22 protein-coding genes are annotated in these 24,096 nt (G+C 77.0%); 14 read left to right on the top strand and 8 right to left on the bottom strand.

Annotated features, from left to right (window positions below; all coding sequences use genetic code 11):
• Positions 1–28 precede the first annotated feature (28 nt).
• From H9657_RS09820 to H9657_RS09790, 7 genes are read left to right on the top strand one after another with little or no spacing between them, the layout of a single operon-like run.
• Positions 29–487, top strand: a complete 459-nt coding sequence (locus H9657_RS09820) for a phage tail protein (RefSeq protein WP_191782853.1) — start codon at positions 29–31, stop codon at positions 485–487.
• Positions 484–1,206 carry a CIS tube protein gene (locus H9657_RS09815; protein ID WP_191782851.1) on the top strand — a complete coding sequence of 241 codons (723 nt, stop codon included), beginning with the start codon at positions 484–486 and terminating at the stop codon, positions 1,204–1,206. The genes H9657_RS09820 and H9657_RS09815 overlap by 4 nt, the downstream gene beginning before the upstream one ends.
• Complete coding sequence (locus tag H9657_RS09810; protein WP_191782849.1) at positions 1,203–2,969, top strand: VgrG-related protein; 1,767 nt, start codon at positions 1,203–1,205, stop codon at positions 2,967–2,969. Before H9657_RS09815 ends, H9657_RS09810 begins: the two co-directional genes overlap by 4 nt.
• A gap of 32 nt (positions 2,970–3,001) precedes the next feature.
• Positions 3,002–3,391 carry a PAAR domain-containing protein gene (locus H9657_RS09805; RefSeq protein WP_191782847.1) on the top strand — a complete coding sequence of 130 codons (390 nt, stop codon included), beginning with the start codon at positions 3,002–3,004 and terminating at the stop codon, positions 3,389–3,391.
• A 16-nt stretch (positions 3,392–3,407) separates the two neighbouring features.
• Complete coding sequence (locus H9657_RS09800; RefSeq protein WP_191782845.1) at positions 3,408–3,884, top strand: GPW/gp25 family protein; 477 nt, start codon at positions 3,408–3,410, stop codon at positions 3,882–3,884.
• Positions 3,881–5,845 carry a putative baseplate assembly protein gene (locus H9657_RS09795; RefSeq protein ID WP_191782843.1) on the top strand — a complete coding sequence of 655 codons (1,965 nt, stop codon included), beginning with the start codon at positions 3,881–3,883 and terminating at the stop codon, positions 5,843–5,845. The genes H9657_RS09800 and H9657_RS09795 overlap by 4 nt, the downstream gene beginning before the upstream one ends.
• On the top strand, positions 5,842–6,399 hold the full coding sequence (locus H9657_RS09790) for a phage tail protein (RefSeq protein ID WP_191782841.1): 558 nt from the start codon (positions 5,842–5,844) through the stop codon (positions 6,397–6,399). Before H9657_RS09795 ends, H9657_RS09790 begins: the two co-directional genes overlap by 4 nt.
• 26 nt (positions 6,400–6,425) lie before the next feature.
• Here the strand turns inward: H9657_RS09790 and H9657_RS09785 are convergent, their stop codons facing one another.
• Positions 6,426–9,437 (bottom strand): BTAD domain-containing putative transcriptional regulator, encoded by a 3,012-nt coding sequence (locus H9657_RS09785; RefSeq protein ID WP_191782839.1) that lies wholly within the window; start codon positions 9,435–9,437, stop codon positions 6,426–6,428.
• Between the two features lie 432 nt (positions 9,438–9,869).
• Between H9657_RS09785 and H9657_RS09780 the strand changes: the two genes are divergently transcribed.
• Both H9657_RS09780 and H9657_RS09775 read left to right on the top strand, forming a co-directional pair.
• Positions 9,870–10,346 carry a hypothetical protein gene (locus tag H9657_RS09780; RefSeq protein WP_191782837.1) on the top strand — a complete coding sequence of 159 codons (477 nt, stop codon included), beginning with the start codon at positions 9,870–9,872 and terminating at the stop codon, positions 10,344–10,346.
• On the top strand, positions 10,343–11,974 hold the full coding sequence (locus tag H9657_RS09775) for a zinc ribbon domain-containing protein (protein ID WP_191782835.1): 1,632 nt from the start codon (positions 10,343–10,345) through the stop codon (positions 11,972–11,974). Before H9657_RS09780 ends, H9657_RS09775 begins: the two co-directional genes overlap by 4 nt.
• Positions 11,975–12,004: 30 nt before the next feature.
• Here H9657_RS09775 and H9657_RS09770 read toward each other — a convergent pair whose 3' ends face one another.
• From H9657_RS09770 to H9657_RS09745, 6 genes are read right to left on the bottom strand one after another with little or no spacing between them, the layout of a single operon-like run.
• The gene (locus H9657_RS09770; protein ID WP_191782833.1) at positions 12,005–12,874 is read right to left on the bottom strand and encodes a prenyltransferase; all 870 of its coding nucleotides are present in this window, start codon (positions 12,872–12,874) and stop codon (positions 12,005–12,007) included.
• Positions 12,874–13,218, bottom strand: coding sequence for a lycopene cyclase domain-containing protein (locus H9657_RS09765; RefSeq protein ID WP_191782831.1), 345 nt, complete (start codon positions 13,216–13,218; stop codon positions 12,874–12,876). The genes H9657_RS09770 and H9657_RS09765 overlap by 1 nt, the downstream gene beginning before the upstream one ends.
• Positions 13,215–13,574 (bottom strand): lycopene cyclase domain-containing protein, encoded by a 360-nt coding sequence (locus tag H9657_RS09760; protein WP_191782829.1) that lies wholly within the window; start codon positions 13,572–13,574, stop codon positions 13,215–13,217. The genes H9657_RS09765 and H9657_RS09760 overlap by 4 nt, the downstream gene beginning before the upstream one ends.
• Positions 13,571–15,223 (bottom strand): phytoene desaturase family protein, encoded by a 1,653-nt coding sequence (gene crtI / locus H9657_RS09755; protein ID WP_191782827.1) that lies wholly within the window; start codon positions 15,221–15,223, stop codon positions 13,571–13,573. The genes H9657_RS09760 and crtI overlap by 4 nt, the downstream gene beginning before the upstream one ends.
• Entirely contained in the window at positions 15,220–16,146 is a 927-nt protein-coding gene (locus tag H9657_RS09750; protein WP_191782825.1) for a phytoene/squalene synthase family protein, read from the bottom strand. The genes crtI and H9657_RS09750 overlap by 4 nt, the downstream gene beginning before the upstream one ends.
• Positions 16,147–16,187: 41 nt before the next feature.
• Complete coding sequence (locus tag H9657_RS09745) at positions 16,188–17,345, bottom strand: polyprenyl synthetase family protein (RefSeq protein WP_191782823.1); 1,158 nt, start codon at positions 17,343–17,345, stop codon at positions 16,188–16,190.
• Between the two features lie 152 nt (positions 17,346–17,497).
• Between H9657_RS09745 and galE the strand changes: the two genes are divergently transcribed.
• The 3 genes from galE to H9657_RS09730 all read left to right on the top strand — a co-directional run bounded on the left by galE (position 17,498) and on the right by H9657_RS09730 (position 20,869).
• Positions 17,498–18,478, top strand: coding sequence for a UDP-glucose 4-epimerase GalE (galE, locus tag H9657_RS09740; protein WP_191782821.1), 981 nt, complete (start codon positions 17,498–17,500; stop codon positions 18,476–18,478).
• A 160-nt stretch (positions 18,479–18,638) separates the two neighbouring features.
• Positions 18,639–19,736 carry a right-handed parallel beta-helix repeat-containing protein gene (locus H9657_RS09735; RefSeq protein WP_191782819.1) on the top strand — a complete coding sequence of 366 codons (1,098 nt, stop codon included), beginning with the start codon at positions 18,639–18,641 and terminating at the stop codon, positions 19,734–19,736.
• 38 nt (positions 19,737–19,774) lie between these two features.
• On the top strand, positions 19,775–20,869 hold the full coding sequence (locus H9657_RS09730; RefSeq protein WP_191782817.1) for a NosD domain-containing protein: 1,095 nt from the start codon (positions 19,775–19,777) through the stop codon (positions 20,867–20,869).
• 13 nt (positions 20,870–20,882) lie between these two features.
• Here H9657_RS09730 and H9657_RS09725 read toward each other — a convergent pair whose 3' ends face one another.
• Positions 20,883–21,788, bottom strand: coding sequence for an LLM class flavin-dependent oxidoreductase (locus H9657_RS09725; RefSeq protein ID WP_191782815.1), 906 nt, complete (start codon positions 21,786–21,788; stop codon positions 20,883–20,885).
• Positions 21,789–21,888: 100 nt separating this feature from the next.
• Here H9657_RS09725 and H9657_RS09720 point away from each other — a divergent pair, with 100 nt between their 5' ends.
• Positions 21,889–22,839, top strand: a complete 951-nt coding sequence (locus H9657_RS09720; RefSeq protein ID WP_191782814.1) for a LysR family transcriptional regulator — start codon at positions 21,889–21,891, stop codon at positions 22,837–22,839.
• Positions 22,840–22,916: 77 nt separating this feature from the next.
• The gene (locus H9657_RS09715) at positions 22,917–24,038 is read left to right on the top strand and encodes a S1 family peptidase (RefSeq protein WP_191782812.1); all 1,122 of its coding nucleotides are present in this window, start codon (positions 22,917–22,919) and stop codon (positions 24,036–24,038) included.
• Positions 24,039–24,096: the final 58 nt, after the last annotated feature.

Raw genomic sequence — 24,096 nt, 5'->3', positions numbered from 1 at the left:
ACCGACCACCCGCCGACGAGGAGCAGACATGAAGCGCACGGACGGTGACCCCGTCTCGACGATGCACTTCGACGTGACGATCGACGGCGTCGACGTGGGCGCCTTCACGGCGCTCGACGGGCTGTCCGCGCAGTACGAGGTGCGCACCTACGCCGAGGGCGGCGAGAACGGGTTCGTGCACAAGCTGCCCGGGCGGCTCACCTACGCCACGGTCAAGCTGACGCGGCCCGTCGGGTGGCGGACGTCGGCGCTCGTGCAGTGGTTCGACGACGTCGCGCAGGGGAAGTCGCCGGCGGACGCGACCGCGAGCGTCGTCGGCATGGACTCCCAGCGTCAGCGCGTGGTCACGTGGGAGTTCCGCAACGTGTGGCCCGTCAGCTACAAGGGCCCGAGCTTCGCCTCGGAGGGCGGCAAGGTCGCGCTCGAGGTCTTCGAGTTCGCCCACGAGGGCTGGACCGAGACCTTCGCCGAGCCGGTGGCGTCGTGAGCACCGGCCGGGCGGTCGCGGTCCTCGCGGAGGAGGCCGACCCGTCGCGCAAGCTGACCTTCCACTTCAACCCGACGACGATCGCGTTCAGCCGCCAGGTGCAGTACAACCGGCAGCCCCGGCAGGCGAACGACCCGCCCGTGCAGTTCACGGGTGCCGGACCCACGAGCCTGACGCTGCAGGTGTTCCTCGACGCCGCCGGCCGCCGCGAGCCACCGAGCGTGCAGCCCGAGATCGACCTGCTCGTGGCGTGGACGTCGGTGCCGGACGTCACGAAGCCCGGCGACGGCCCTCCCAAGGTCACGTTCACGTGGGGCCACCTGGCGGTCAACGGCGAGCAGACGCTCACGGGCAACGTGTCGCAGCTCAAGGTCACCGTCGAGCGCTTCGACCGCGAGGGGCGTCCCCTGCGGGCGGTGGCGGACCTGACGCTCGTCTCCGCGAAGACCGAGCCCCAGGGGACCAACCCGACGTCCGGCGCCGAGCGCTCCCGGCGCCGGCACGTGCTGCGCCGCGGCGAGACGCTCGCGTCCGTCGCGTGGTCGCGCCTCGGCGACGCGGGCGCCTGGCGTGCCGTGGCCGAGCTCAACGGCATCGACGACCCGACGCGGCTGCGCGTGGGCCGTGAGCTGCTCCTGCCCGACGCCCCCGAGCGCGGTGCGCTCGGTCTGCGCACCGGCGGGCCCGGCGCACCGGCCTGGCACGGGGACGCGCGATGACCGCCACCGCGACCCGCACGGGCGGGACGACCGCGTCGGGGCCCCCGGACGCAGGCAGCGCGACGGGCGCCCGCCCGGTCGTGCGGGTCGAGGACGTCGAGCTCGCGGGCCGGCTGCTGACGGCGCTGCGCTCGACGGTCGTCGACACCGACGTCGCCGGTCCCGACGCGTGCCGGCTCGTGCTGGACGACCCGGCGCGCGACGTCCTCGCCGACACCGCGCTCGACCTGGGCGCACGCCTGACGGTGACCGCCGGACCACCGGGAGCGGCGGCCGCGGTCACGCTCTTCGACGGCCTGGTGCACGCGATCGGCTACGACTTCGACGAGCGCGGCGGCTGGACGACGGTCACCGCCTACGACCGCTCGTACACGCTGTACTCGGGCGTGCACACCGCGTCCTACCAGGACGTCACGGACGCCGACCTGGCCACGACGATCGCACGGCAGGTGGGCCTCGACGTGGGCGCGGTCGACGCCACGGACGTCGTGCACGCGCACGTGGCACAGGTCAACGAGACGCACGTCGCCCTGCTCGAGCGGCGCGCGCGCGAGGCGGGCCGGGTGCTCGTGGTGACGGGCACGTCGCTGTCGTTCGTCCGGCCGCCGCGCGCCGGGGACGCGCCGCGCCCCGGCGACCACGAGTCGCGCGGGCGCCGCCAGCTCGTGCCGGGCGCCAACCTGGAGCGGCTGTCGGTGCGGGTCACGGGTGCGCAGCAGGTCGCGGAGGTCGAGGTGCGGGGCTGGGACCCGACGGCGAAGCGCGAGCTGGTCGCCACGACGTCGGCCACCACGTCCAGCGCCGAGATGCGGGACACGCCCGCGTCGGTCGCCGACCGCTTCGGCCGCCCGCGCGCCGTCGGGGTCGACGTGCCGGTGTCGCAGCAGGCGGAGTGCGACGCGCTGGCCCGCGCGTGGGCGGACCACCTGGGCGGTGCGTGCGTGCACGCCGAGGGCGTCGCGGCGGGCGACCCGCTGCTCGTCGCCGGGACGCCCGTGAGCCTGGGCGAGACGGGCGGGCGCTTCGACGGCAAGGTCACGCTCACGCGCGCGCGGCACGTGTGGGAGGGCGAGGGGTACCGCACGCACTTCACGGCGTCGGGGTCGCACGACCGGTCGGTGCTGGGCCTGGTGCGCGGCGCCGCGCCGACGGCGCCGCAGCGGGCGCCCGGCCTGGTCATCGGCGTGGTCACCAACGTCGACGACCCCGCCGGCCGGGGCCGGGTGCGCCTTCGCTACCCGTGGCTGGACGGCGACTTCGAGTCCGACTGGGCGCGCGTGGTGCATGTCGGCGCCGGCAAGGACCGCGGCCTGCAGGTCATGCCGGAGGTCGACGACGAGGTGCTCGTGGGCTTCGAGCACGGCGACCACCGCTCGGCGTTCGTCCTCGGCGGTCTGTACAACGGCGTCGACTCGCCTCCCCGGGACAAGCCGGTCGCCTCCTCGGGTGCGGTCGACCTGCGGGTGTGGCGCAGCCGCACGGGCCACGAGGTGGTGCTCGACGACACCGACGGCGCCGGCAAGGTCGTCGTCCGCACGGCCGGGGACACCGTGGTGGTGACGCTCGACGTGGCGAGCAAGGCCCTGTCGGTGACGTGCGAGGGCGACGTGAAGGTCGACGCGCAGGGCGCCGTCCAGGTCGACGCGAAGGGCGACCTCAAGGTCTCCGCGCAGGGGTCCGCGAGCATCACGGGCAGGTCCGGGCTGACGCTCGAGAGCAGCGGCAAGGTCACCGTCAAGGGAGCGACGATCGCGCTCAACTGAGCGGCGGCGTCGACAGCGGGAGGAGGGGCGCGATGGGGGCACCGGCGGTCGTCATGGGCGACAAGGTCGTGGGCGTGTGCGCGGGGCACCAGGTCCCCACGCCGACCGGCGCGCCGTCGCCGGGCCCACCGATGCCCCTGCAGGCCCCGCTGCTGCAGGGCCTGGCCACGACCGTGACGATCGGCGGCAAGCCCGCGGCGGTGCAGGGCAGCAGCGGGTACAACACGCCGCCGCACGTCGGCCTGCACCCGTCGGACCCGAAGCTCGTCCCGACGACGCAGGACGCGCGGGTCGTCACGGGCAGCTCGACCGTGACGTTCGACGGCAGGCCGGCCGCGTACGGCGGGTGCCCCGTCACGGGGTGCCTGGCGCCGTCGGCGCAGGTGGCGGGGACGGGCACGACCGTGCTCGTCGCGCCGTGAGGCACGAGGGGGGACGATGACCGGCCACGCGTTCGTCGGCACGGGCTGGCACTGGCCGGTCGAGACCGACGCCACGGGTGCGTTCGCGCTGACCGGCGGCAGCACGCTGCTCGAGCAGGCGATGTACCTGATCCTGTCCACGACGCCCGGTGAGCGGCCCATGCGGCCCGAGTTCGGCGCACGGCTCGCGCAGTTCGTCTTCGAGTCCGGCGACGCGACGACCGCCGGGCGGATCGCGACCGAGGTGCGCACGGCCCTGGCGCGCTGGGAGCCGCGCGTCGAGGTGGGCGAGGTCGTCGTGACGATCGACCCCGACGACGCCGCGACGCTGTGGATCGACGTCGCCTACCGGGTCCGCTCGACCAACGACCGCCGCAACCTCGTCTTCCCGTTCTACGTCATCGGGCGCCACGAGGAGGCCGACGAGCCGCTGCCCGCCGGGCCCGACGTCGCCGCCCCGCCCGTCCCCGCGCTCGCCCGGAGGTCGTCATGACCCTGCCCACCCCGCGCCTGGACGACCGCACGTTCCAGGACCTCGTCGACGAGGCGAAGCGCCACGTGCAGCGCCGCTGCCCGGCCTGGACGGACCACAACGTGTCCGACCCGGGCGTGACCCTCATCGAGACGTTCGCGTGGATGACCGAGCTGCTGCTCTACCGCGTCAACCGCGTCCCCGACCGCATGCACCTCACGTTCCTGGACCTGCTGGGCGTGCAGCTCTTCCCGCCGCGTGCGGCACGCGCCGAGGTGACGTTCCGGCTGTCGTCGCACCACGACGAGGAGGTCGTCGTGCCCGCCGGGACCGTGGTCTCGACGCGGCGCGCGGCGGACCGGCCGCCCGTCGCGTTCACGACGGTCGCGCCCCTGGTCGTGCCGCCGGCGTCGTCACGGACGGTCCTGACGATCGCCGCCGACGGGCGCACGGTCGACCGCACCGCGGGCCTGGGCGTCGGCGACGGGTTCACCGCGTTCGGCGAGCCGCCCGTCATCGGGGACGCGCTGTACGTGGGTCTCGACGCCCCCGCGCCGTCGTGCGTGCTGCTCGTGCAGGTGGTCTGCCGGGTCGGCGGGCACGGCATCGACCCGCACCGCCCGCCCCTGGTGTGGGAGGCGTGGACCCCGGACGGCTGGCAGGTGTGCGCGGTCGAGCGCGACGACACCCTGGGCCTCAACGTGCCGGGCGCGGTCGAGCTGCACGTGCCGGACGGGCACGAGCGCTCGACGGTCGGCGACGTCGACGCCGCGTGGCTGCGGTGCCGCGTCGTGCGCGCGGCGCGCGCCTACCGCTCGTCGCCCGTCGTGGTGTCGCTCAGCGCGGCGACCGTCGGCGGCGACGTCGAGGCGGTCCACGCCGAGCCCGTGGTCGACGAGCCGCTCGGCACGTCCGACGGCACGGCCGGGCAGGTCCTGACGGTCAGCCGCCCGCCCGTCCTCGACGAGCCGGACCGGCCCGTCGTGCTCGAGGTCGGGCGGGCCGCCGCGCGCGCGGACGAGGCGACGACCTGGGAGGCGTGGCGCGTCGTGGACGACGCAGCGTCGGCCGGCCCCGAGGACCTGGTCTGCACGCTCGACCGCACGACCGGTGAGCTGCGGTTCGGCCCGCAGGTCCGCTCGGCCGACGGGTCGGTGCGCGGCTACGGCGCCGTCCCGCCGCTGGGCGCGCCGCTGCGCCTCACGTACCGGACGGGCGGCGGGGCGGCGGGCAACGTCGCCGCGCGCACGCTCGCGGTGCTGCGCACGTCGGTGCCGTACGTCGCCGCCGTGTGGAACCGGCGGGCGGCGTCGGGGGGCGTCGACGGCGAGACGGTCGCGGAGGCCCGCGAGCGCGGACCGCTCGAGCTGCGCACGCGCGGCCGCGCGGTGACGGCCGAGGACTACGTGCACCTCGTGCGGCACGCCGCACCGGAGCTCGCGCGCGTGCACTGCGTGCCCGTCGCGGAGGGCCCCGACGCCCCGGGCCTGCGCGTGCTGGTCGTGCCGGCCGCGGCGACGGGCGACCCGTTCCTCGACCTCAAGGACCTGCAGCTGCCCGACGACGCGCGCGACCGGGTGCTGGCCGCCGTCGACGCGGCCCGCGTCGTCGGGTTCCGCGTGGCGGTCGAGCCGCCGTCGTACGTGGGCGTCCGGGTCGACGCGCGCGTGCGGGTGCGGCCGGGCGCCGACCCGCGCACGGTCGAGCACGCGGGCGTCGACGCGCTGTTCCGCTACTTCAGCCCCCTGACCGGAGGCCCGGACGGCACCGGCTGGCCGCTGGGCCGGCCCGTGCAGCCCGGCGAGGCGCACGCGGTGCTCGCACGCGTGCCCGGCGTCGACTACGTCGAGGACGTCGTGCTGCTGCGCGCCAACCCGCTGGACCGCTCGGTGTCGACCCCGCAGGACCGCATCGACCTCGACGTGACGCACGTGGTCCTGAGCGTCGAGCACACGGTCACGGCCACGAGCGGGTCGTCGTGATCCCGCAGCGGGGGGTCGACGTGCGGCCCGCACCCGTCGCGGTGTCGCTGGTCGACGGGCTGCCGGAGGCGTTCGTCGCCTCCCCGGGGACCGTCGCGTTCGTGCGCGCGTTCGACGACGGCTTCGCGCCCTTCGCCACCGTGCTCGACCACCTGCCCGCGTACGTCGACCCCCGGTACGCGCCCGACGACCTGGTGCGCTGGGTCGCGTCGTGGCTCGCGCCCGCGGTGGCGGCGCGCCGGCCGGCGGCGCTGCTGCGCGCGCACCTGCCGGACCTCGTGACGTCGGCCGTCGCCCGCGGCACGCTGCGGGGGGTCGCGGCGGCGGTGCGCGCCTGCACCGGGTGCGAGCCCGAGGTCCGCGACAGCGGCGGCACCGCCTGGAGCCGCCGCCCGCACGGCCCCATGCCGGGGTCCGCGCGGCTGCACCTGGACGTCGGGGTCCGCCTGCTGCCCGACGAGCCCGACCCCGACGACGTCCTGGACCTGGTCCGCAGCGTGGTGGACGACGTGCGCCCGGTCCACGTCCCGACGACGGTCCACCTGCTCGGATGACCCGCGCCGAGCGGCCGCGCGACCCGTCAGGGGGTCGTGAGCGTGGGCGCCGCACGGGCGACCGCGCGGACGGACGGCACGGGTGCGACGCCGAGCTCGCTCAGCACGGTGGCGTACTCGCGGCGGGCCGCCGCGGCGGCCGCGGGGCGCCCGTCGGCGACCAGGCCGCTGACGAGGCGCCGCCACAGGTGGTCCTGGAACCGGTCGAGCGCGAGGCCGCGACGCACGGCGGCCACGGCACCGGCCGCGTCACCGCGCGCCGCGAGCAGGTCGGCGAGCGCCCCGCACGCACGCACCACACCGGCGCGCACGAGCTCGCGCGGCGCCACCACCCACTCGGCCGTGCCGTCCTGCGGCAGCAGCTCCGCACCGCCCGCCTCGACGGCCTCGTGCAGCGCCACCAGCGCCGTCGCCTCGTCGCCGGCGGCGAGCGCGAGGTCCGCCGTGCGCAGCGCGCGCTCGAGCCCGCGCACGTCGTGCACCGTCCGGCCGTCGACGCCCAGCGCGTACTCCTGCTCGACGCGCCGCAGCACCGCCCCCGCGCCGGGGCTCGCGGCGTCGAGAGCCCGGCGCACGTCGCTCACGGCGACCTGCAGCGAGTGCTGACCGCGCTCGGGCAGGCGGCCCGGCCAGAACCACTCGACCAGGCGGTCGCGGTGCACGGGTGCGGGCGCGGACAGCGCGAGCGTGCGCAGCAGCGCCGCGTGCTGCGGTCGCAGGCTCGACGTCGGCACGACCGACCCGCCGACGGCCAGCCGGAACGCGCCCAGGCAGCGCACGTCGAGCACGGCAGGCTCGACGGCCGCCCCGACCGGGCCCGTCGCCGCGAGGTCCCCGGCGGCGAGGCCCGTGCCCACCGGGCGCGCGGCGGCCAGCTCCCGGGCGCCTCCGCCCGCAGCGGCGGCGACGGCGGCCCGCCGCGCGACCAGACGCATCCACGCCGGGACGCCGGCGGCCCGCGAGAGCCGCGCCCACCGCTCGGCCGGTGCCCCGAGCGCGACGAGCGTGAGCCCGTGGGGCACCGGCCCGCACCGGGCGGCGTCGACCTCGAGGTCGTCCAGGGGCGCGGCCGGGTGGTCACGCACCTGCGCGACGGCCGCGACCGCGCGCGCCCAGACCGCGAGCGCGGTCGCTCCGAGCGCCTCGAGCTCGGCCGCCGCGCGCCGTGCCGTGGCGGCTGTCTGCAGACGGTGGCCCGCGACGGTGGTCGACGCCAGCGCGTCGAGCAGACCGAGCAGCGCGGCACCCCACACGTCGCCGACGCCGAGGCAGCACTCGCGCAGGTGGCGCAGCCCGTCGGCCCCCGTCGCGGGACGGCTGGCCAGCTCCAGCCCGTCGGCCAGCCGCTCGAGCGCGGGCGCCCCGACGAGCTTGGCGGCGGTGTGCGCCCGCTCTCGCGCGTCGCGCGCGCCGCGGTCGTGCACGAGCGTGAGGCACGCGGCCTCGCCCAGCAGCGCGACCGCCTCGACGACCGGCTCGGCCGCGGCGCGCGCCTGCACGGCGGAGAACCTGCGGGCCGCGATGCGCACGTCGCCCCCGACGAGCCCGGCGACGGCGGCCGCGAGCGCGTGCCCCACGTCCTGGCCCGCGTCGGCGGTGAGGCACTCCCGTGGGCGCGCGAGCGCGCGGCGGACCAGCGCGACCCAGTCCGACGACGCGCCCATCGGGGGCTCCACCCACGTGTGCACCATGCGCCGCTCGCGGGCCACGAGCGCGCGACCCGGCCCGGTGACGGCCCGGTCCTCGGCGACGGCGTACGCCGCGAGCGCCGTGTCGAGCGCGCCCTCGACCAGGTGACGGCGTGCCAGCGCGAGGGCGACCCACGGGTCGGAGTCCCGGATCGCGCCCGGCAGCAGGTCGAGCCAGGTGCCGGGACGGCCCGCGAGGTCGTCCCCGCCGATCGTCAGGACGCGGCGGGCGGCGTCCCAGTCCTGCGCGCGGCACGACGAGCGCAGGGCGTCGTCGTACTCCCCGGCGCTCAGCGCGAGGGCAGCGGCACGCCGGTGCAGCTCGCGCGCCACCGCGCCGCCCCCGCGGTCGCCGAGCGTGTCGAGCAGGTACCCCCGGACGACGTCGTGGCACTCGTACTGCGTCCCGTCGGCCTCGTCGACCGCCGTCAGCAGCCCGTGCCGGTGGGCCGCCGCGAGGAGCCGGGCGCCGGAGTCGGTGCCGAGCAGCGCGTCGCACCGGTCCGCGGACAGGCGACCCAGGACGGACGTGCGCACCAGGAACTCGCGCACCGACGCGGGCAGCCGGTCCAGCACGTGGCCCGCGAGGTAGTCGGCGACGGCGGGCCCGCGGCCCGCGCGCTCGAGCAGGCGGCTGCGGCTGCTCGCAGGACGGTCGCGCGTGGCGAGGTGGAACAGCTCGAGCCCGGCGGCCCAGCCGCGGGTGCGCTGCGTGAGCTCGGCGACCTCGGCCGCGCGCAGCGGCGCCGCGTGGTGGGCCCGGAACAGCTCGTCGACCTCCCACGTGCGGAACCGCAGGGCCTCCCCGTCCAGGACGCGCGCCGTGCCGGCGAGCTCCCGGCTGGGCACGCCCGCGGGCATGGACCGGCTCCCCAGTGCCACGCGCAGCCCTGCCGGCTGGTGCCGGACCAGCAGGTCGACGACCTGCGCGGCACGGCGCCGCTCGGTGGCGTGCACGTCGTCGAGGACGAGCAGCGCCGGGCCCGACAGACCGTCACCGAGCGCGGCGAGGGCGTCGTCGACCGTGTGCCACGGCTCGGGCCGGCTGCGCCACGGCAGCGTCGCGCACGCGGCGCGCAGGTGCCGGACCAGCGCCTGCGGGTCGTCGAGCGCGGGGTCGAGCGTCACCCACGCGACGGGCAGCCCGGACGTGTCGGCGACGTGCGCGAGCAGCGTCGTCTTGCCGCACCCGGGCCCGGCGACGACGGCGACGAGGTGCGGGGCCGCCGGACCGACGAGCGGTGCGAGCAGCCGCGCACGCCGCAGGCCGGTGGGGTCCGGGCGCGCGACGCGGGCACGGAGCACCGGAACCGGTCCGGTGCTCGCGGGCACGTCCTGCGCCGCTCGCATGCGTCTCCCCCGTGCTTCACCCTCGGCCCCCGCGCGGGTGTCACGTACGCTGACCGTAGCGCCGGACGAACCGTACGAAAAGGACGATTCTCGGCGGGGGTCGGGCAGGGGGACGCGGTCGTGCAGCACCCGGGCGGGGGGCCGGACACGCAGGACGGGTCGCAGGACGACCTGTCGGACCTCCTCGCGCCCGCCGACGTGCAGTTCCGCCCGGCACCACCCTCCGCGCGGCCCCGCCGCGTCGCTGCGCCGGTACCGGTGCAACCGGTCGACCCGGCACCGCCACCGCCTGCGGATCTCACCCGCCCGCCGGAGCCCGTCCCCGCCGCCCCGCCGCCCTCCCCGGTCGCCGCCGCACCCGTTCCTCCCGCCCCCACCCCGGCGCCGTCGCCACGTCCCGCCGGCCGCGGGTCGCCGCAGGACGGCGACGTCGTGACGTTCGGGCGCTGGTTCCAGCCCGTCGCGGGCGGTGTGCTGCCGCGTCCCGACCCCGCCGAGCCGGTGGTGGCCGTCGTCCGGGCCGCACCCGGCAGCACCGTCCACGCGGTCACCGCGGGTCACGTGCACCGCGCCCCGGTGACGCTGGCCGCCGGCGGGCTCGAGCTCGCGGGCGACGACGGCACGACGGTGATCCTCACGGGCCCGCCCGACACCACGTGGGTGCGCGACGACGAGGACGTCGCCGCGGGCGAGGTCGTGGGCGTGCTGCCCACCGTGGACGGCACGCGCGACGACATCGAGCTGCGGGTCCTGCTGATCGGGCCGGACGGGGTCCCGCGGGACGCCGTGGACGCCCTCGTGGGCCTGCCCGACCCCGGTGAGCTCGACCTCGGCCCCGGGCTCGGCACCGACCCGTTCGCCCTCGACCTCGAGATCGCCGGTCGCACCGACCGGCCCGGTGCGCCGTGAGCACCGCCTGCCCGCGCTGCGGCCACGACAACGCGGACGACGCGCTGCTGTGCGGCACGTGCCGGGCGTACCTCGGCTGGGCCCGACGACCGGAGGCCCGCGCCACGGACGCCCCGCGCGCGACCGCGCCCGACGCCTCACCGCCACCACCGCCCGCCGCACCGGCCGAGCCCGACGCCGCCGCCCCGGCCGCGCCGGCCGCTGCCACCCCGGCCGCGCGGCGGCCGGTCGCGCCTCCCGCACCGATCGCCGTGCCCCGGGACGTCGCGGGCGCACCCCGCGCCGTCCAGGTGCCGGCCTCCGGGTCGCGGCGTGCGCCGCGTCCTGACACGCCCCCGCCCGACCGGCCACGCGCACCGGCGCCGCCGGCCGCCTCGGCGACCCCGTCGGACGGTGCGGGCCGGTCCACGTGGACGCCGCCGGCGCCCACGGCCGCCGCCGCACCCGCCGCTCCCCCGGCCCCCGCGCGCGGCGACGCGTCGGGCGGCCCCGCGCCCGTGCAGGTGTCGCTGGGCCCGTCCGCACCGCGCACGGCGCGTCCCGGCGCACGCAGCGCGCCCCCGCGCACGATCGGCGTCCGCGTCGCGGCGGGCCCCTCCCGGATCGAGCCGCAGCGCCCGGCGGGGCCGGACGCCGAGGCGCCCGCCCGCACGTCGAGCTTCGAGGCGCTGCAGCCGACCGCGGCGCAGGACGAGCCGACGGGCGGCGCCGGTCCGTCCACGGGACCGGCGCGGCCCGGTGCGGCGACGGGCTCGGTGCCGGTGTTCGAGGACGCGGTGCGGTGCCCGTCGTGCGGGCGCGCGCTGCCCGCGTCGCGACGCTTCTGCCGGTGCGGCGCCACGCTCGCCCCGCCCAGCACGCTGGTCGTGGACGACGCCCCCGAGCCCGTGCCGTGGTACCGCCGGGCCGCCGGGGCGGGCGCGTCCTTCCGGCGCCGCATGCGCACCGCGAACCACGGCACGCGCGTCGTGTTCGACCGGGGGCGTGCGGCACAGGTGCACGTGACGCGCGCGACGGCCGCGCTGGCGGCCGTCGGTCTGGCGGGTGTCGTGGTGCTCCCGCAGGCCTCCGACGTGCGCGACCGGGCGTTCGCAGCGGTGCAGCAGGTCGACCCCCGCGGGTACACGCGCGTCGTGGGCGTCACGGCCACGACCGATCCGCCGCCTGCCGACCCGGCCGCACCGGCGGACCCGGTCTTCGGGGCCCCCAACGCGGTCGACGGCGCGACGGGCCGCGCCTGGTCCGCGCCGTGGACGCCGCCCGCCGACGCCGGGCCGCCGTGCCAGCGTCCCGGCGGCGCACCCGCGCTGGTGCTGACGCTGCCGGCACCGACGGACGTGGACCGTGTGGGCCTGGTCGTCGGGCTGCCGGAGTCCGCACCGGACCGGGCACGCCAGGCGGTCCCGGCCCTGGTCGACGTCACGTGGCTGCCGTCGGGCCGCTGCACCACGCTCGAGCTCACCGACGCCGCGACGCTGCAGACGCAGGACGTCGCGGACGTGCGGGGTGCCACGTCGGCCCGGGTCGTCGTCGTCGACGCGCACCTGCCGCAGGACCCGCCGACGGACCTGCGGGTGGCCGTGGGCGAGGTGGTCCTGCTGGCCCACGGCCGGCTCGGCTCGGGCTGAGCGCGACCGGCCCGCGCACGGCCGGTGCCGTCAGGTCAGGGCGACCGCGATCAGCAGCATGGTCACGAGGAACCCCGTCAGCAGGTTGAGCCACAGGAACGTGCGCCACCCGGCGTTCGCGCGCTCGCAGTCGTCGTCGGTGACGTGGCGGAACCGCCACGTGCTCACCGCGTACGGCAGCGGCAGCAGCGCAGCGAGCACGCCGGGCCACGGCAGCGCGAGCAGCACCGCGGCGGCGGCGACGTAGGCCGCGGTCGCCGCGAGGACCGTGGGCCGTGCACCGAGCACCGTCGCGATCGACGCGAGTCCGCCCGCGCGGTCGGCGCGCACGTCCTGCACCGCGCCGAACGCGTGCGACGCCATGCCCCACAGCAGGAAGGCGACCAGCACGGGCCACGTCGTGCGCGCGGCGAGGTCGGCGCCCGCCAGGACGAGCGCGTAGAGCAGCGGCCCGACGAAGTGCACGGCCGAGGAGAACGAGTCGAGGACCGGTCGCTCCTTGAACCGCAGGCGCGGCGCGGAGTACGCGACGACGTCGGCGACGACGAGCAGCAGCACGACGCCCGCGAGCGGCGACCCGAGCGCCAGCAGCCACACCACGAACGGCACGGTCACCACGACGCACGCGACCAGGATGCGGCGGTGCACCGCGCGCGCCCGCGACGGGTCGACCAGGCCCCCCTCGATGCCGCCCTTGCGCGGGTTGGCGAGGTCGGAGGCGTAGTCGAACACGTCGTTGATCCCGTACATCAGCAGGTTGTACGGGACGAGGAAGAACAGCGTCCCGACGACGAGCCGCACGTCGACGCGGCCGTCGGTGGCCATGAGCCAGCCGGCGGCGAACGGGTAGGCGGTGTTGACCCAGGAGAACGGGCGTGACGCCGCGAGCACCTCGCGCATCAGTCGGGCGCCCCGGCCGCGGCCGGCGCCGGCCGGCCGTCCGGGCGCGACGAGGTGCGGTGCGAGCGCCCCAGCACGGTCCACAGCACGGGCACGAACACGGCGGCGGCGATCGCGTACGCGAAGTCCTCGAGCGGCGCGCCCAGGACGTGGACGCCGAGGATCTTGGCGGGGTCGAACACGTACAGGCCGACGTCGATCATCAGGGTGTCGAACACCGCCGTCAGGATGCACAGGTGCAGCGCCGCCCAGAGCAGCGGCCACCCCCGCAGGCGCCGCAGCACCGGCAGGGACACCACGGTGAGCGCCAGCAGCACGATCACGTTGAGCACGATGTTCGTCACGACGCGCCCCCGTCCGGCCCCTGCGCCGCCCTGCCTGCGGCGCGCCGGGCCGCCGACACGTCGAACCAGCGCCACGCCAGCAGGCCCACGTAGGTGAGCAGCGCGAGGAAGAACGCCTCCTCGACCGGCAGCTCGGGCGCCAGCAGCAGGCCGGTCATGTGCGGCGAGTCGCCGCGCGCGAAGATCCCGAGCACGAGCCCCGCGACGTCCCACAGCAGGAAGCCCACGACGCCCAGGCCGACGGTCCAGGCCGCACGTCGCGCGTCGTGCCAGAACGCGAGCCGGAACCGCCGGTCGAGCACGGCCAGGCCACCCAGGGACAGCAGGAGCGCGCCGAGGTACATCAGCCCCGTCATGCACGCCCCGCCGTGACGTCGGACCACAGGCCGCGCGGCAGCGCCGACCCGAGGTACCCGGGCCGCAGCGGCGCCGGCAGGGGGCGGGACGACGTCTCCCCCAGCAGGCGCTTGGCGACCAGCTCGGCGCCGATGAGGACCATCGGCAGGCCGACGCCGGGGACGGTGCCGCCGCCCACGTGCAGCAGGTTCGGCACCTTGTGCGAGGCGACGCCCGGCCGGAACATCGCCGACTGGCGCAGGGTGTGCTCCATGCCGAGCGCGGTGCCGCGCCACGCGGACAGGTCCCGCGCGAAGTCGGAGGGGCCCACGACGCGCCGCACGACGACCCGCGAGCGCAGGTCCGGCACGCCCGCCCACGCGCCCACCTGGTCCAGGTAGCGGTCGGCGTGGGCGTCGAGCTCGCCCGCGCGGCTGCCGAGCGCCGGGTCGGCGGGGTACGGGACGAGCACGAACAGGTTCTCGTGCCCCGGGGGTGCGGCGGTCGGGTCGCTCGCCGTGGTGCGCGAGACGTACAGCGACGCGACGTCCGGCACGCGCAGCCCGGAGGCAGGTGTCGCGCGTCCGGCACCCAGGATGGCCTCGAAGTTGCCCGGCCAGTCCTGCGTGAAGAACAGCGAGTGGTGACGCAGCTCGGGCAGCTCGCCGCGCACCCCCGCCATGACGAGCAGCGCCGAGATGCCCGGGCCGCGCCGCTCCCAGACGTCCGCGGGCAGGTCCGCGTGGGAGGGGGCGAGCAGGGCCGTCTCGGTGTGGTGCCGGTCGGCGCCCGACACCACGACGTCCGCCGGGACGAGCGTGCCGTCGGCGAGCCTGACGCCGCGGGCGACGCCGCGACGCCGGGGGTGGCGCGCGCTGCGCGGCACGTCGTCGACCTCGATCTCGACGACGTCGGCGCCCGTGCGCACGGTGACGCCCTCCTCGACCGCGGCCTTGGTCAGCGCCTCGACGAGCGTGTACATGCCGCCGCGCGGGTAGAACACGCCCTCGCCGAGGTCGAGGTGGCTCATGAGCGAGTACAGCGCGGGCACGCGGTACGGCGACGACCCGAGGAACACCGCGTGGTACCCGAGGACCTGCCGCAGCACGGGGTGCTGCACGGTCCCGGCGATGCGGTCGGCGAGCGTCTGCGTCAGCAGCCGGGCCAGGGTCCCCGAGCGGCGCAGCACGTCGAGGGACAGCGCCCGGTCGGGACGCTCGAAGGTCGTGTAGAGGAAGTGGTCCAGCGCCGTGCGGTACGCCTCGCCCGCGTCGGCGACGTACCGGCGGATCGCGGCGCCCGCGCCGGGCTCCAGCGCGTCGAACGTCGCGGCGTTGGCGAGCGGGTCGGCGACCACGTCGAACGGCTCGACGCCGGACCCCGGCTCGGGGAAGAGCCGGTACGCGGGGTCCAGGCGCTGCAGGTCGACGTGGTCGGACACGCGTCGCCCGAGCAGCGCGAACGTGTGCTCGACGACCTCGGGCATGAACCACCACGACGGGCCGGTGTCGAACCGGAAGCCCTCGGACTCCCACGTGCCCGTCCGGCCGCCGAGCTGGTCGTGCCGCTCCAGCAGGGTCACCTGGGCGCCGCCGCGGGCGAGCAGCGCGGCGGTCGTCAGGCCGCCGACGCCGCCGCCGATGACGACGACCCGCACGGGCGCGCTCACCGGGCCACCGCCCGCGAGCCGAGCAGCGGTGTCGCGCGGACCCGGTCCCGCGTCTCGTCCGCCAGCACGCCGGCCACGGCGCGCAGGACGACCGCGGCCTTGACCGGCCCCGGGACGCGGACGCGACGGACCCGCAGGGTCGCGACGGGTGTCGCGGCGAGGTCGCGCAGCAGGCGGTCGTAGAGCCCCGCGGTCGCGGCGACGGCGCACCGCGCGCGCGTCGGCAGCAGCGGGAGCGCGGCACGCGCGCGGTCCAGGTCCCCGCCGATCTCCTCGAGCACGGCCCGCACGTCGTCGCGCGTGAGGTGCTCGGGGTCGACGCCCGGCAGGTACGCGCGCCCCAGGTCGCCGCTGTCGGCGGCCAGGTCCCGCAGGAAGTTGATCTTCTGGAAGGCCGCGCCGAGCGCCCGCGCGCCGTCGACGGCCGCGGGCGCGGGCACCACGCGCGGGTCGCCGGGCCGGCGCTCGGCGTCGAGGAACGCGCGCAGGCACATCACCCCGACGACCTCGGCGGACCCGTAGACGTACCGCTCGTAGCTCTCGCGGTCGTGCGTGCGGACGGTCAGGTCCGCCCGCATGGAGGCGAAGAACGGGTCGATCTCGCCGTGGCCGATGCCGATGCGCCGCGCCGTGCGGGCGAACGCGTGCACGACGACGTTGGTCGAGTACCCGGTGCGCAGCGCGCGTGCCACCTGCTCCTCGAGCTCGTCCAGCTCGTCGCCCGCGTCGGGGCCCCGGTAGGTGTCGACGACCTCGTCGGCGAGGCGCACGAGCGCGTACACGGCGTGGATGTCGCCCCGCGTGCGGGCACCGAGCAGACGCGTGCCGAGGCCGAACGACGTGGAGTACGCCCGCAGGACCAGCGCGCTGGCCCGCATCGCGGTCGCGTCGTACAGGACCTGACCGGTGGTGGCCGTGCGCATGTCGTGCGTCCTCATCTCGGTCGTGCCGGTGGTACGGAGCCTCAGCGCGCGCGCCCGGCGAGGTCGTCGACGACGCCTGCCAGGTACGTCGCCAGCGGCTCCGGCAGGTTGGTGGCGAGCGTACGCGCGATGTCCGCGCTGCGGCGCGCCAGAGCGCGCACGTCCTCGACCGCGCCGGTGTCGTGCAGGACGTCGACGACCGCGTTCGCGCCGGTGTCGTCGAGGTCCGCCCGCCCGACGTGCGTGTCGAGCAGCGCGGCCTGCCGGGGGTCGGCGCGCTGCCACGCGACCCGCAGCAGCTCGGTGCGCTTGCCCTCGCGCAGGTCCGACAGCACGGACTTGCCGGTGAGCGCGGGGTCGCCGATGGTGCCCAGCTCGTCGTCCACGAGCTGGTAGGCGACGCCCAGCGCCGTGCCGACGCCCGCGAGCACGGCCCGCGCGACGCCGGGGGCGCCCGCCAGCACGGCGCCCGACTCCAGCGGCACCCGGAACGAGTAGACGGCCGTCTTGAGCTCGGCGACCAGGACGGCGTCGACGTCCGACGGCACCGCGAGCGCGCCCCGGACGTCGAGCAGCTCGCCGCTGACGGTCGTCGCGACCCCGTCGGCGAGCAGCCGCACCAGCTCGCCCAGCTGGGCCGGCGGGACCGCGCCGGTCGCGAGCAGGCCGAAGGCCTGCGCGAGCGCCGCGTCGCCGGCGAGCAGCGCGGCCGCGCCGACCTGGTGGTCGACGACGACCCGCGGGACGCCGTCGGCCGTGAGGCGGGCACGGGTCCGCCCCGCGACGTTGGGGTGGCCGCGCCGGACCTCGTCGTGGTCCAGGACGTCGTCGTGCACGACCATCGCGGTGTGCAGCAGCTCGTGGGCGGCGGCCACGTGGGCCGCGGCGACGAGGTCCGTGCCACCGAGGCCGAGGTAGGCGGCAGCGACGAGGCGCGGGCGCAGCAGCTTGCCCCCGGTGACCGCGTCGAGGTCCTGCCACAGCTCGGCGCACGCGGGGTCGAACGCGACGGCGCGGCGGCGCTGCTCGACCACGAGGTCGCGCAGGATCCGCCCGGCGGCGTCGGTCACGTGCTCGACGCCGTGCGCGAGGGCGGCACCGGCCGCGGGCGCGGCCGAGGTCGTCGCGGTGGCGGCGGGCGCGGGCGCGGGGCTGCTGCGGGTCGCGCCGGGCTGCCGGCGCTCGCTGGTCTGACTCACATCGCCCCCCGAGCCGTCGAAGAATGCTCAGCGTACTGAGTATTCGAGTTCGAGCCACCGGAACCGCCGATCCCGACCGGCGCGGCCACCTGGCGGTGGGGTTCGTCCGCATCCGTCCGGGTCCGCCCAGACCCCTCATTATGCTGACGCGCATGACCTGGCTGGTGACCGGCGGCGCCGGCTACATCGGCGCGCACGTGGTGCGCGCACTCGTGGACGCAGCACGCACGGGCGACGAGCGGCTGCGCCCCGTGGTCCTGGACGACCTGTCGAGCGGGCACGCCGCGTTCGTGCCCGACGACGTCCCCTTCGTCCGGGCGTCGGTCGTCGACACCGACGCCGTGCGGGACGCGCTCGTCGCGCACGGCGTGACGGGCGTCGTGCACCTCGCGGGCTACAAGTACGCGGGCGTCTCGGTGCAGCGCCCGCTGCACACCTACGAGCAGAACGTCACGGGCACCGCCCACCTCCTCGCGGCGATGGCGGACGCGGGCGTCGACCGGGTCGTGCTCTCCTCGTCGGCGGCCGTGTACGGCAGCCCGGACGTCGACGTCGTGACCGAGGCGACCCCGACGGCGCCGGAGTCGCCCTACGGCGAGTCGAAGCTGGTCGCCGAGTGGCTCCTGCGGGACCAGGGCGTCGCGACGGGCCTGCGCCACACGTCGCTGCGGTACTTCAACGTCGTGGGGTCCGGGGCCGACGACCTGTACGACGCGAGCCCGCACAACCTGTTCCCGCTGGTCCTCGACGCGCTGGCGTCGGGCCGCACGCCGCGCGTCAACGGCACCGACTACCCGACGCCGGACGGCACGTGCGTGCGCGACTACGTGCACGTCGCCGACCTCGCGCTGGCCCACGTCGCGGCTGCCCGCGCCCTGGCCGACGACCGGCCGCTGGACCGCGTCTACAACCTCGGCTCGGGCGACGGCCTGTCGGTGGCCCAGATCATGACGACGATCGCCCGGGTCACCGGGATCGACTTCACGCCGGAGCGGGGACCGCGTCGGCCGGGCGACCCGGCCCGCATCGTCGCGTCGGACGAGGCCGCCGCGCGCGACCTCGGCTGGGCGATGCGCCACTCCCCCGAGCAGATGGTCGCCAGCGCCTGGGACGCCCACCGCCGCGCCTCCTGATGCCCCGAGGGGCGGCGGCGCTGCCCCTTCGGCCCCGGCCGCCCCGCACCCGGTGCACCGGCCTGGTCGAGCCGGGCATATCGGGCACAGACTCGACCGGTCGGCGCTCCACCAGGCAGCGCCCGGTCGTCAGGGGGACCTCGTGCGCGTCCGCTCACCCATGCTCTGCTCCGCCCTCGTGGCGGGGTCCGTCGTGCTCGCCGTGCCGGCCGTCGCCGCCCCCGCACCCGCGGTGCGGTGCGGCGACGTCGTGGCGGGGGCGGTCGTGCTCACCGCGGACCTCGTCTGCCGCGGCAGCGCCGTCGGGCTCACGCTCCTCGACGGCGCCTCGCTCGACCTGGGCGGGCACCGGATCGTCGGTGGGGGGACGGGGACGGGGGTCACGATCCCCGGCCAGGGGACGGTGACGATCCGCAACGGCGTCGTCACGGCGTGGGCGCAGGGCGCCGCCGTCGCGCCGGGCGACGACATGACGGCCGGCCCGGGCGTCGCGACGCTCGACGACCTGACCTTCCGGGGCAACGACGTCGGGCTGTCGTCGATCGGGCTCGGCGGTGTGACGCCGGAGATCGAGGTCACGGCCACGCGGTTCGTCGACAACCGCGCGGGCGTCTCGGGCCTCGCGTCCAGGCCCGTCACGCTGACGTCGTCGCGCCTCGTCGACAACGACGTCGCCGCGTCGTTCTCGTCGGGCATCGTCACGGTCGTGGACTCGGTGATCGCCCACAACCGGACCGGGCTGGCGTGCGACGAGGCGGCCTGCGACGTCGCGGACAGCACCCTGCGGGACAACGGCACGGCCGTCAGCGCCACCTGGTACGGGACGGCCACGATGCACCGCAACACGGTCACGCGCAACGACGTCGGGCTCGACAGCTTCTGGGTCCCGTCGGTCCCGAACGAGCTGGTCGAGAACACGTTCAGCGACAACGGCACCGCCGTCCGCCTCGTGTCGGCCCTCGGGACGCTGACCGGCAACACGTTCGTCCGCAACGACGTGGGCTTCGAGGGCCGGAGCGACGACGGACCGCCGGACTTCACGGCGTCTCTCGTCGACAATGAGTTCCGCCGCAACGGCGACGGGATCCTGTCGGTCGTCGGCGAGAGCACCCTGCAGGGCAACACGGCCGTGCGCAACGAGCGCTGGGGCATCCACGCCCCCGGCGCCGTCGACCTGGGCGGCAACACCGCGCGCGGCAACGGCAACGAGCCGCAGTGCGTGGGCGTCGTGTGCGGCGGCCCCGGCCCCGCGTCATGAACGGCCGCGGCAGCGCCCCGGCCCGCCGAGGGGCATCGATGCGCACCACGCGAGCGCTCGCCGCAGCGGCGGGCGCGGTCGTGATCGTGGTGGCACCGGCCACCGTGACCACGGCGGCGCCGGTCACGGTCGCGTGCGGCGACGTCGTCACGGGCGACGTCGTGCTGACCGCGGACCTCGTCTGCCGCGGCAGCGCCGTCGGGCTGACGCTCGCGGACGGCGCCTCGCTCGACCTCGGCGGCCACCGCCTCGTCGGGGACGGGGGCGCGACCGGCGTCGCGGTCCCGGGCATCGGTGACGCGACGCTCCGCGACGGCGTCGTCACCGGGTGGGCGGCCGGCGTCACCGTCGGACGCGACGATCAGGGGCCGGGCCCCCAGGGCGTCGCCGCGCTCGAGGGCCTGACGCTGCGGGGCAACGACGTCGGCGTCGAGCTGCTCGGTCCCGCCGAGGTGGGGCCCGAGGTCCACGTCACGTCCTCGCGGCTGGTCCGCAACGTCGTCGGGATCCGGACCGGCGCGGCCGGGCGGACGTGGGTGCGCTCGTCGCACCTCACCGACAACGGGACCGGGGCGCAGGTGGTCACCGGGACGTGGCTGTGGCTGTCGGACTCGGTGGTCGCCCGCAACGGCACCGGCCTGCGCACGGCCTCCGAGCTGCACGTGCACGCGAGCACACTGCGGGACAACGCCACGGCCCTGGCGTGCGACTCCGGCACCGGCGACGTGGAGGACTCCACGTTCGCGCGCAACGGGGTGGGCGTCGACTGCGGGGTGGCGGCGAGCCTCGACGTCACCGGCAGCACGCTGCGGGACAACGGCACGGCCGTGCGTCTCGACGGGTCGTACGCGACCCTCACCGCCAACCGGTTCGTGCGCAACGAGGTCGGGTTCGTCGCCGTCGGCGGCTCGGGCAACGCACGGCTGGCGGACAACGAGCTGCGCCGCAACGGCGACGGGATCCTGTCGGTCCCCGCGGGCAGCGCGCTGGAGGGCAACACCGCGGTGAACAACGAGCGCTGGGGCATCCACGCCCCCGGCGCCGTCGACCTGGGCGGCAACACCGCGCGCGGCAACGGCAACGAGCCGCAGTGCGTCGGCGTCGTGTGCGGGGGCGCCGGCCCGGCGTCCTGACGCGGCGCCGGTGTCAGCGCGCGGCCGGCTCCAGCGCCTGCAGGCGCGGCAGCTCGGCGGCGAACCGCTCGAGCTCGCGCTCGTCGCCCGCGTACACGCCCGACTCCCGCGGCCAGTGCAGGACGACGTCACCGAACCCCATCGCGGCGGCGCGCTCGACACCCTCGACCGCGAGCGCGGCGGACGTCAGCGAGAACCGGGGCGCGCCGTCGAGGCTCAGCCACCGCCCGATCGGCCTGCCCTCGGCGACCTCGTCGAACGTGCCGACCATGCCCGCCAGCCCCTGCCACCAGGCTTCCTGCGCGGCGTCCGCGTCGACGCCGTCGCCGACACCGGTGCCGGGCCCGTAGGTCGCCCAGCCCTGGCCGTACCGCGCGGCGAGCGCCATGGCGCGCGGGCCGTTGGCGGCGACGACGAACGGCGGGCGTGGCCGGGCGATCGTCCCGGGCACCATGCGCGCGGCGTGGGCCTGGTAGAACTCGCCGTCGTGGTCCGTGACCTGCTGCGTCAGCAGCCTGTCGAGGAGCCCGAGGAACTCGGCGAACCGCAGCGTGCGCTCGCCGCGGCTCGGCGCGGGACCCATGACACCGGCGTCCCAGCCCTCTCCCCCGGCCCCGACGCCGAGCACGAACCGGCCGCCGGCCACGTCGTCGAGGCCCATGACGTCCTTGGCGAACGGCACCGGGTGCCGGAAGTTGGGCGACGCGACCCACGTGCCGAGCCCGATGCGCTCGGTGACGGCCGCGGCGGCGGCCAGCAGCGGGACGGTGGCGAACCACGGCTCGTCCGCGAGCTCGCGCCACGCGAGGTGGTCGTACGTCCACGCGTGGTCGAAGCCCAGCTCCTCGGCGCGCCGCCACCGCGTGCGCGCGCTCGCCCACCGCTCCTGCGGGAGCAGCACCACCCCGACCCTCACCATGCCTCGTCACGCTACCCGGACGTGCGCCAGTCATAGCATGCTGTTGGTGCGTGCTATGCCACAGTGACAAGAGGGTCCGGTCGCCCGTACCCTCGGCGGCATGGAGCTGGAGGTCCGGCATCTGCGCACCCTGACGACCGTCGCCTCGCTCGGCAGCATCACCAAGGCCGCGGCCGTCCTCGGCGTCGCACAACCCGCCCTGAGCGCACAGCTGTCCCGCATCGACCGGGCTCTCGGCGGGCCCACGTTCGTCCGCGACCACCGCGGCGTGCGGCCGACGCCCCTGGGCGCCCTCGTGCTCGACCGCGCGCGCACGCTGCTGCCCGCCATGGACGCCCTGCTGCAGGACGCACGACGGGTCGCCTGCGACGACACGGCCACCACGCTGCGGCTCGCGACCGCCGGGTCGGCCCTCACGGCACCGCTGGTGCACCGGCTGTCCTCGGGCGGCGCCCCTCCCCCGACGCTGCGCAGCACCCCCGACCCGGTCCGCGCCGTGGCCGAGCTCGCGGCCGGCGCCCACGACGCGGTGCTGGCGGGCATGTGCGGCGACGCCCTGCCTCCCGCACGCCCCGGCATCGCGTGGCGCCTGGTCGGGACGGACGCCGTGCGCGTCGTCGTGGGCGAGGACCACCCGACCACGGGTGACGTCCCCCTCGCGCAGCTCGCGGCCGAGCACTGGGTCACGGCCGCGGGTGGCAGCTGCTTCGCCGAGTGCTTCCTGCGGGCGTGCGCCCGGGCGGGGTTCGCGCCGCCCACGCCGAGCGAGTGCGATCGTGCGGCAGGCCTGGAGCTCGTCCGCGCCGGCGTCGCGGTGGCGCTGACCGAGCCGTACGGCGACCTCCCGGCCGGGCTGCGCGCGCTGACGCTGCGCGGGACGCCGCTGACGTGGTCGACGTGGCTCGCGACGCACGACGACACCCCCACCGACGTGCGCGCCCGCCTGGGCGCGGCCGCGCGCGACGCGCGACGCGACGAGCTCGCGGCGGCCCGTGCCCGCCGCGCGCGCTCGTCGCCGGACCTGGACCGGAGGGTGAGGCCCGCGGTGTGACTGACGCGGCCCCTAGATTCTGACTGGAGTCGGCGCCTATCGTGACATCACGGTCCCACCGAACGAGAGGCCCCACCATGACTCCCTCCGTCACCCTCCGCCGGCGTGCGGCCGTGCTCGGCGCCACCGCGCTGACGCTGCTGCTGGCACCGTTCGCCACCGGCGGCGCCTCCGCGGCGACACCCGACGCCGACGTACCGGCCGGGATGGTCGAGGCGCTCGAGCGCGACCTGGGCGTCCCGCGCGCCGAGGTCGCCCAGCGCCTGACGTTCCAGAAGGACGCGGCCGCGCGGGTCCGCACGCTGACGCAGGCCCTCGGGTCGACGTACGCGGGCGCGTGGGTGGACCCGGCCGCGGGCACCGTGCACGTCGCGACCACCGCGCCAGCCAAGGTGCGCGGGCCCATGGCGGCGGGGGTGACGACGGTCCACGCGGAGCGCACGCTCACCCAGCTCGAGTCCCTGGGCGCCCGCCTCGACGCGGCGGGGCTGCCCGCGGACGTCGCCACCTGGTACGTGGACGTGCCCTCCAACAAGCTGGTCGTCGAGGCGGTGGGCGGCACCGCGGCCGCGGGCGACCTCGCCCGGGCCGCCGGGCTGCCCGCCGACGCCGTCACGCTCACGACCGGTGAGGCGCCGCAGACCTTCGTCGACGTGATCGGCGGCAACGCGTACTACATCAACGGGCGCACGCGCTGCTCGGTCGGGTTCGCCGTCCAGGGCGGCTTCGTGACCGCGGGCCACTGCGGTGCGGTCGGGGCGTCGACGTCGTCGCCGACGGGCACGTTCCGCGGCTCCTCGTTCCCCGGCAACGACTACGCGTGGGTCCAGGTCGCGGCGGGCAACACCCCGCGCGGCCTGGTGAACAACTACGCGGGCGGCACGGTGCGCGTGACCGGCTCGCAGCAGGCCGCGGTCGGGGCGTACGTGTGCCGCTCGGGCAGCACGACGGGGTGGCGGTGCGGCACCGTGCAGGCCTACAACTCGACCGTCCGGTACTCGCAGGGCAGCGTCTCGGGCCTCATCCGCACCAGCGTGTGCGCCGAGCCCGGGGACTCGGGCGGCTCGCTGGTCGCCGGCACGCAGGCGCAGGGCGTGACGTCCGGCGGCTCGGGCAACTGCCGCTACGGCGGCACGACCTACTTCCAGCCGGTCAACGAGATCCTGCAGGCCTACGGTCTGCAGCTCGTCACCGGCTGACGGTCCCGCGGCGGGCGCCGTGCGCTGCCCGCCGCCGCCCCCCCCCCCCGCCCCCCCC

This window comes from Cellulomonas avistercoris, from assembly GCF_014836445.1.
Classification (GTDB): Bacteria; Actinomycetota; Actinomycetes; order Actinomycetales; family Cellulomonadaceae; genus Cellulomonas; species Cellulomonas avistercoris.
Note: the sequence above shows the minus strand (reverse complement) of the source record. Positions and strands in the feature narration are given on the sequence as shown.

Coding starts and splice junctions, on each gene's coding strand:
- H9657_RS09730 (WP_191782817.1), top strand. CDS start 19,775: ATGCGCACCACGCGAGCGCTCGCCGCAGCGGCGGGCGCGGTCGTGATC.
- H9657_RS09770 (WP_191782833.1), bottom strand. CDS start 12,874: ATGCGCGAGGTGCTCGCGGCGTCACGCCCGTTCTCCTGGGTCAACACC.
- H9657_RS09720 (WP_191782814.1), top strand. CDS start 21,889: ATGGAGCTGGAGGTCCGGCATCTGCGCACCCTGACGACCGTCGCCTCG.
- H9657_RS09805 (WP_191782847.1), top strand. CDS start 3,002: ATGGGGGCACCGGCGGTCGTCATGGGCGACAAGGTCGTGGGCGTGTGC.
- H9657_RS09735 (WP_191782819.1), top strand. CDS start 18,639: ATGCTCTGCTCCGCCCTCGTGGCGGGGTCCGTCGTGCTCGCCGTGCCG.
- H9657_RS09785 (WP_191782839.1), bottom strand. CDS start 9,437: ATGCGAGCGGCGCAGGACGTGCCCGCGAGCACCGGACCGGTTCCGGTG.
- H9657_RS09820 (WP_191782853.1), top strand. CDS start 29: ATGAAGCGCACGGACGGTGACCCCGTCTCGACGATGCACTTCGACGTG.
- H9657_RS09725 (WP_191782815.1), bottom strand. CDS start 21,788: ATGGTGAGGGTCGGGGTGGTGCTGCTCCCGCAGGAGCGGTGGGCGAGC.
- H9657_RS09750 (WP_191782825.1), bottom strand. CDS start 16,146: ATGCGCACGGCCACCACCGGTCAGGTCCTGTACGACGCGACCGCGATG.
- H9657_RS09715 (WP_191782812.1), top strand. CDS start 22,917: ATGACTCCCTCCGTCACCCTCCGCCGGCGTGCGGCCGTGCTCGGCGCC.
- H9657_RS09795 (WP_191782843.1), top strand. CDS start 3,881: ATGACCCTGCCCACCCCGCGCCTGGACGACCGCACGTTCCAGGACCTC.
- galE (WP_191782821.1), top strand. CDS start 17,498: ATGACCTGGCTGGTGACCGGCGGCGCCGGCTACATCGGCGCGCACGTG.
- H9657_RS09800 (WP_191782845.1), top strand. CDS start 3,408: ATGACCGGCCACGCGTTCGTCGGCACGGGCTGGCACTGGCCGGTCGAG.
- H9657_RS09760 (WP_191782829.1), bottom strand. CDS start 13,574: ATGACGGGGCTGATGTACCTCGGCGCGCTCCTGCTGTCCCTGGGTGGC.
- H9657_RS09810 (WP_191782849.1), top strand. CDS start 1,203: ATGACCGCCACCGCGACCCGCACGGGCGGGACGACCGCGTCGGGGCCC.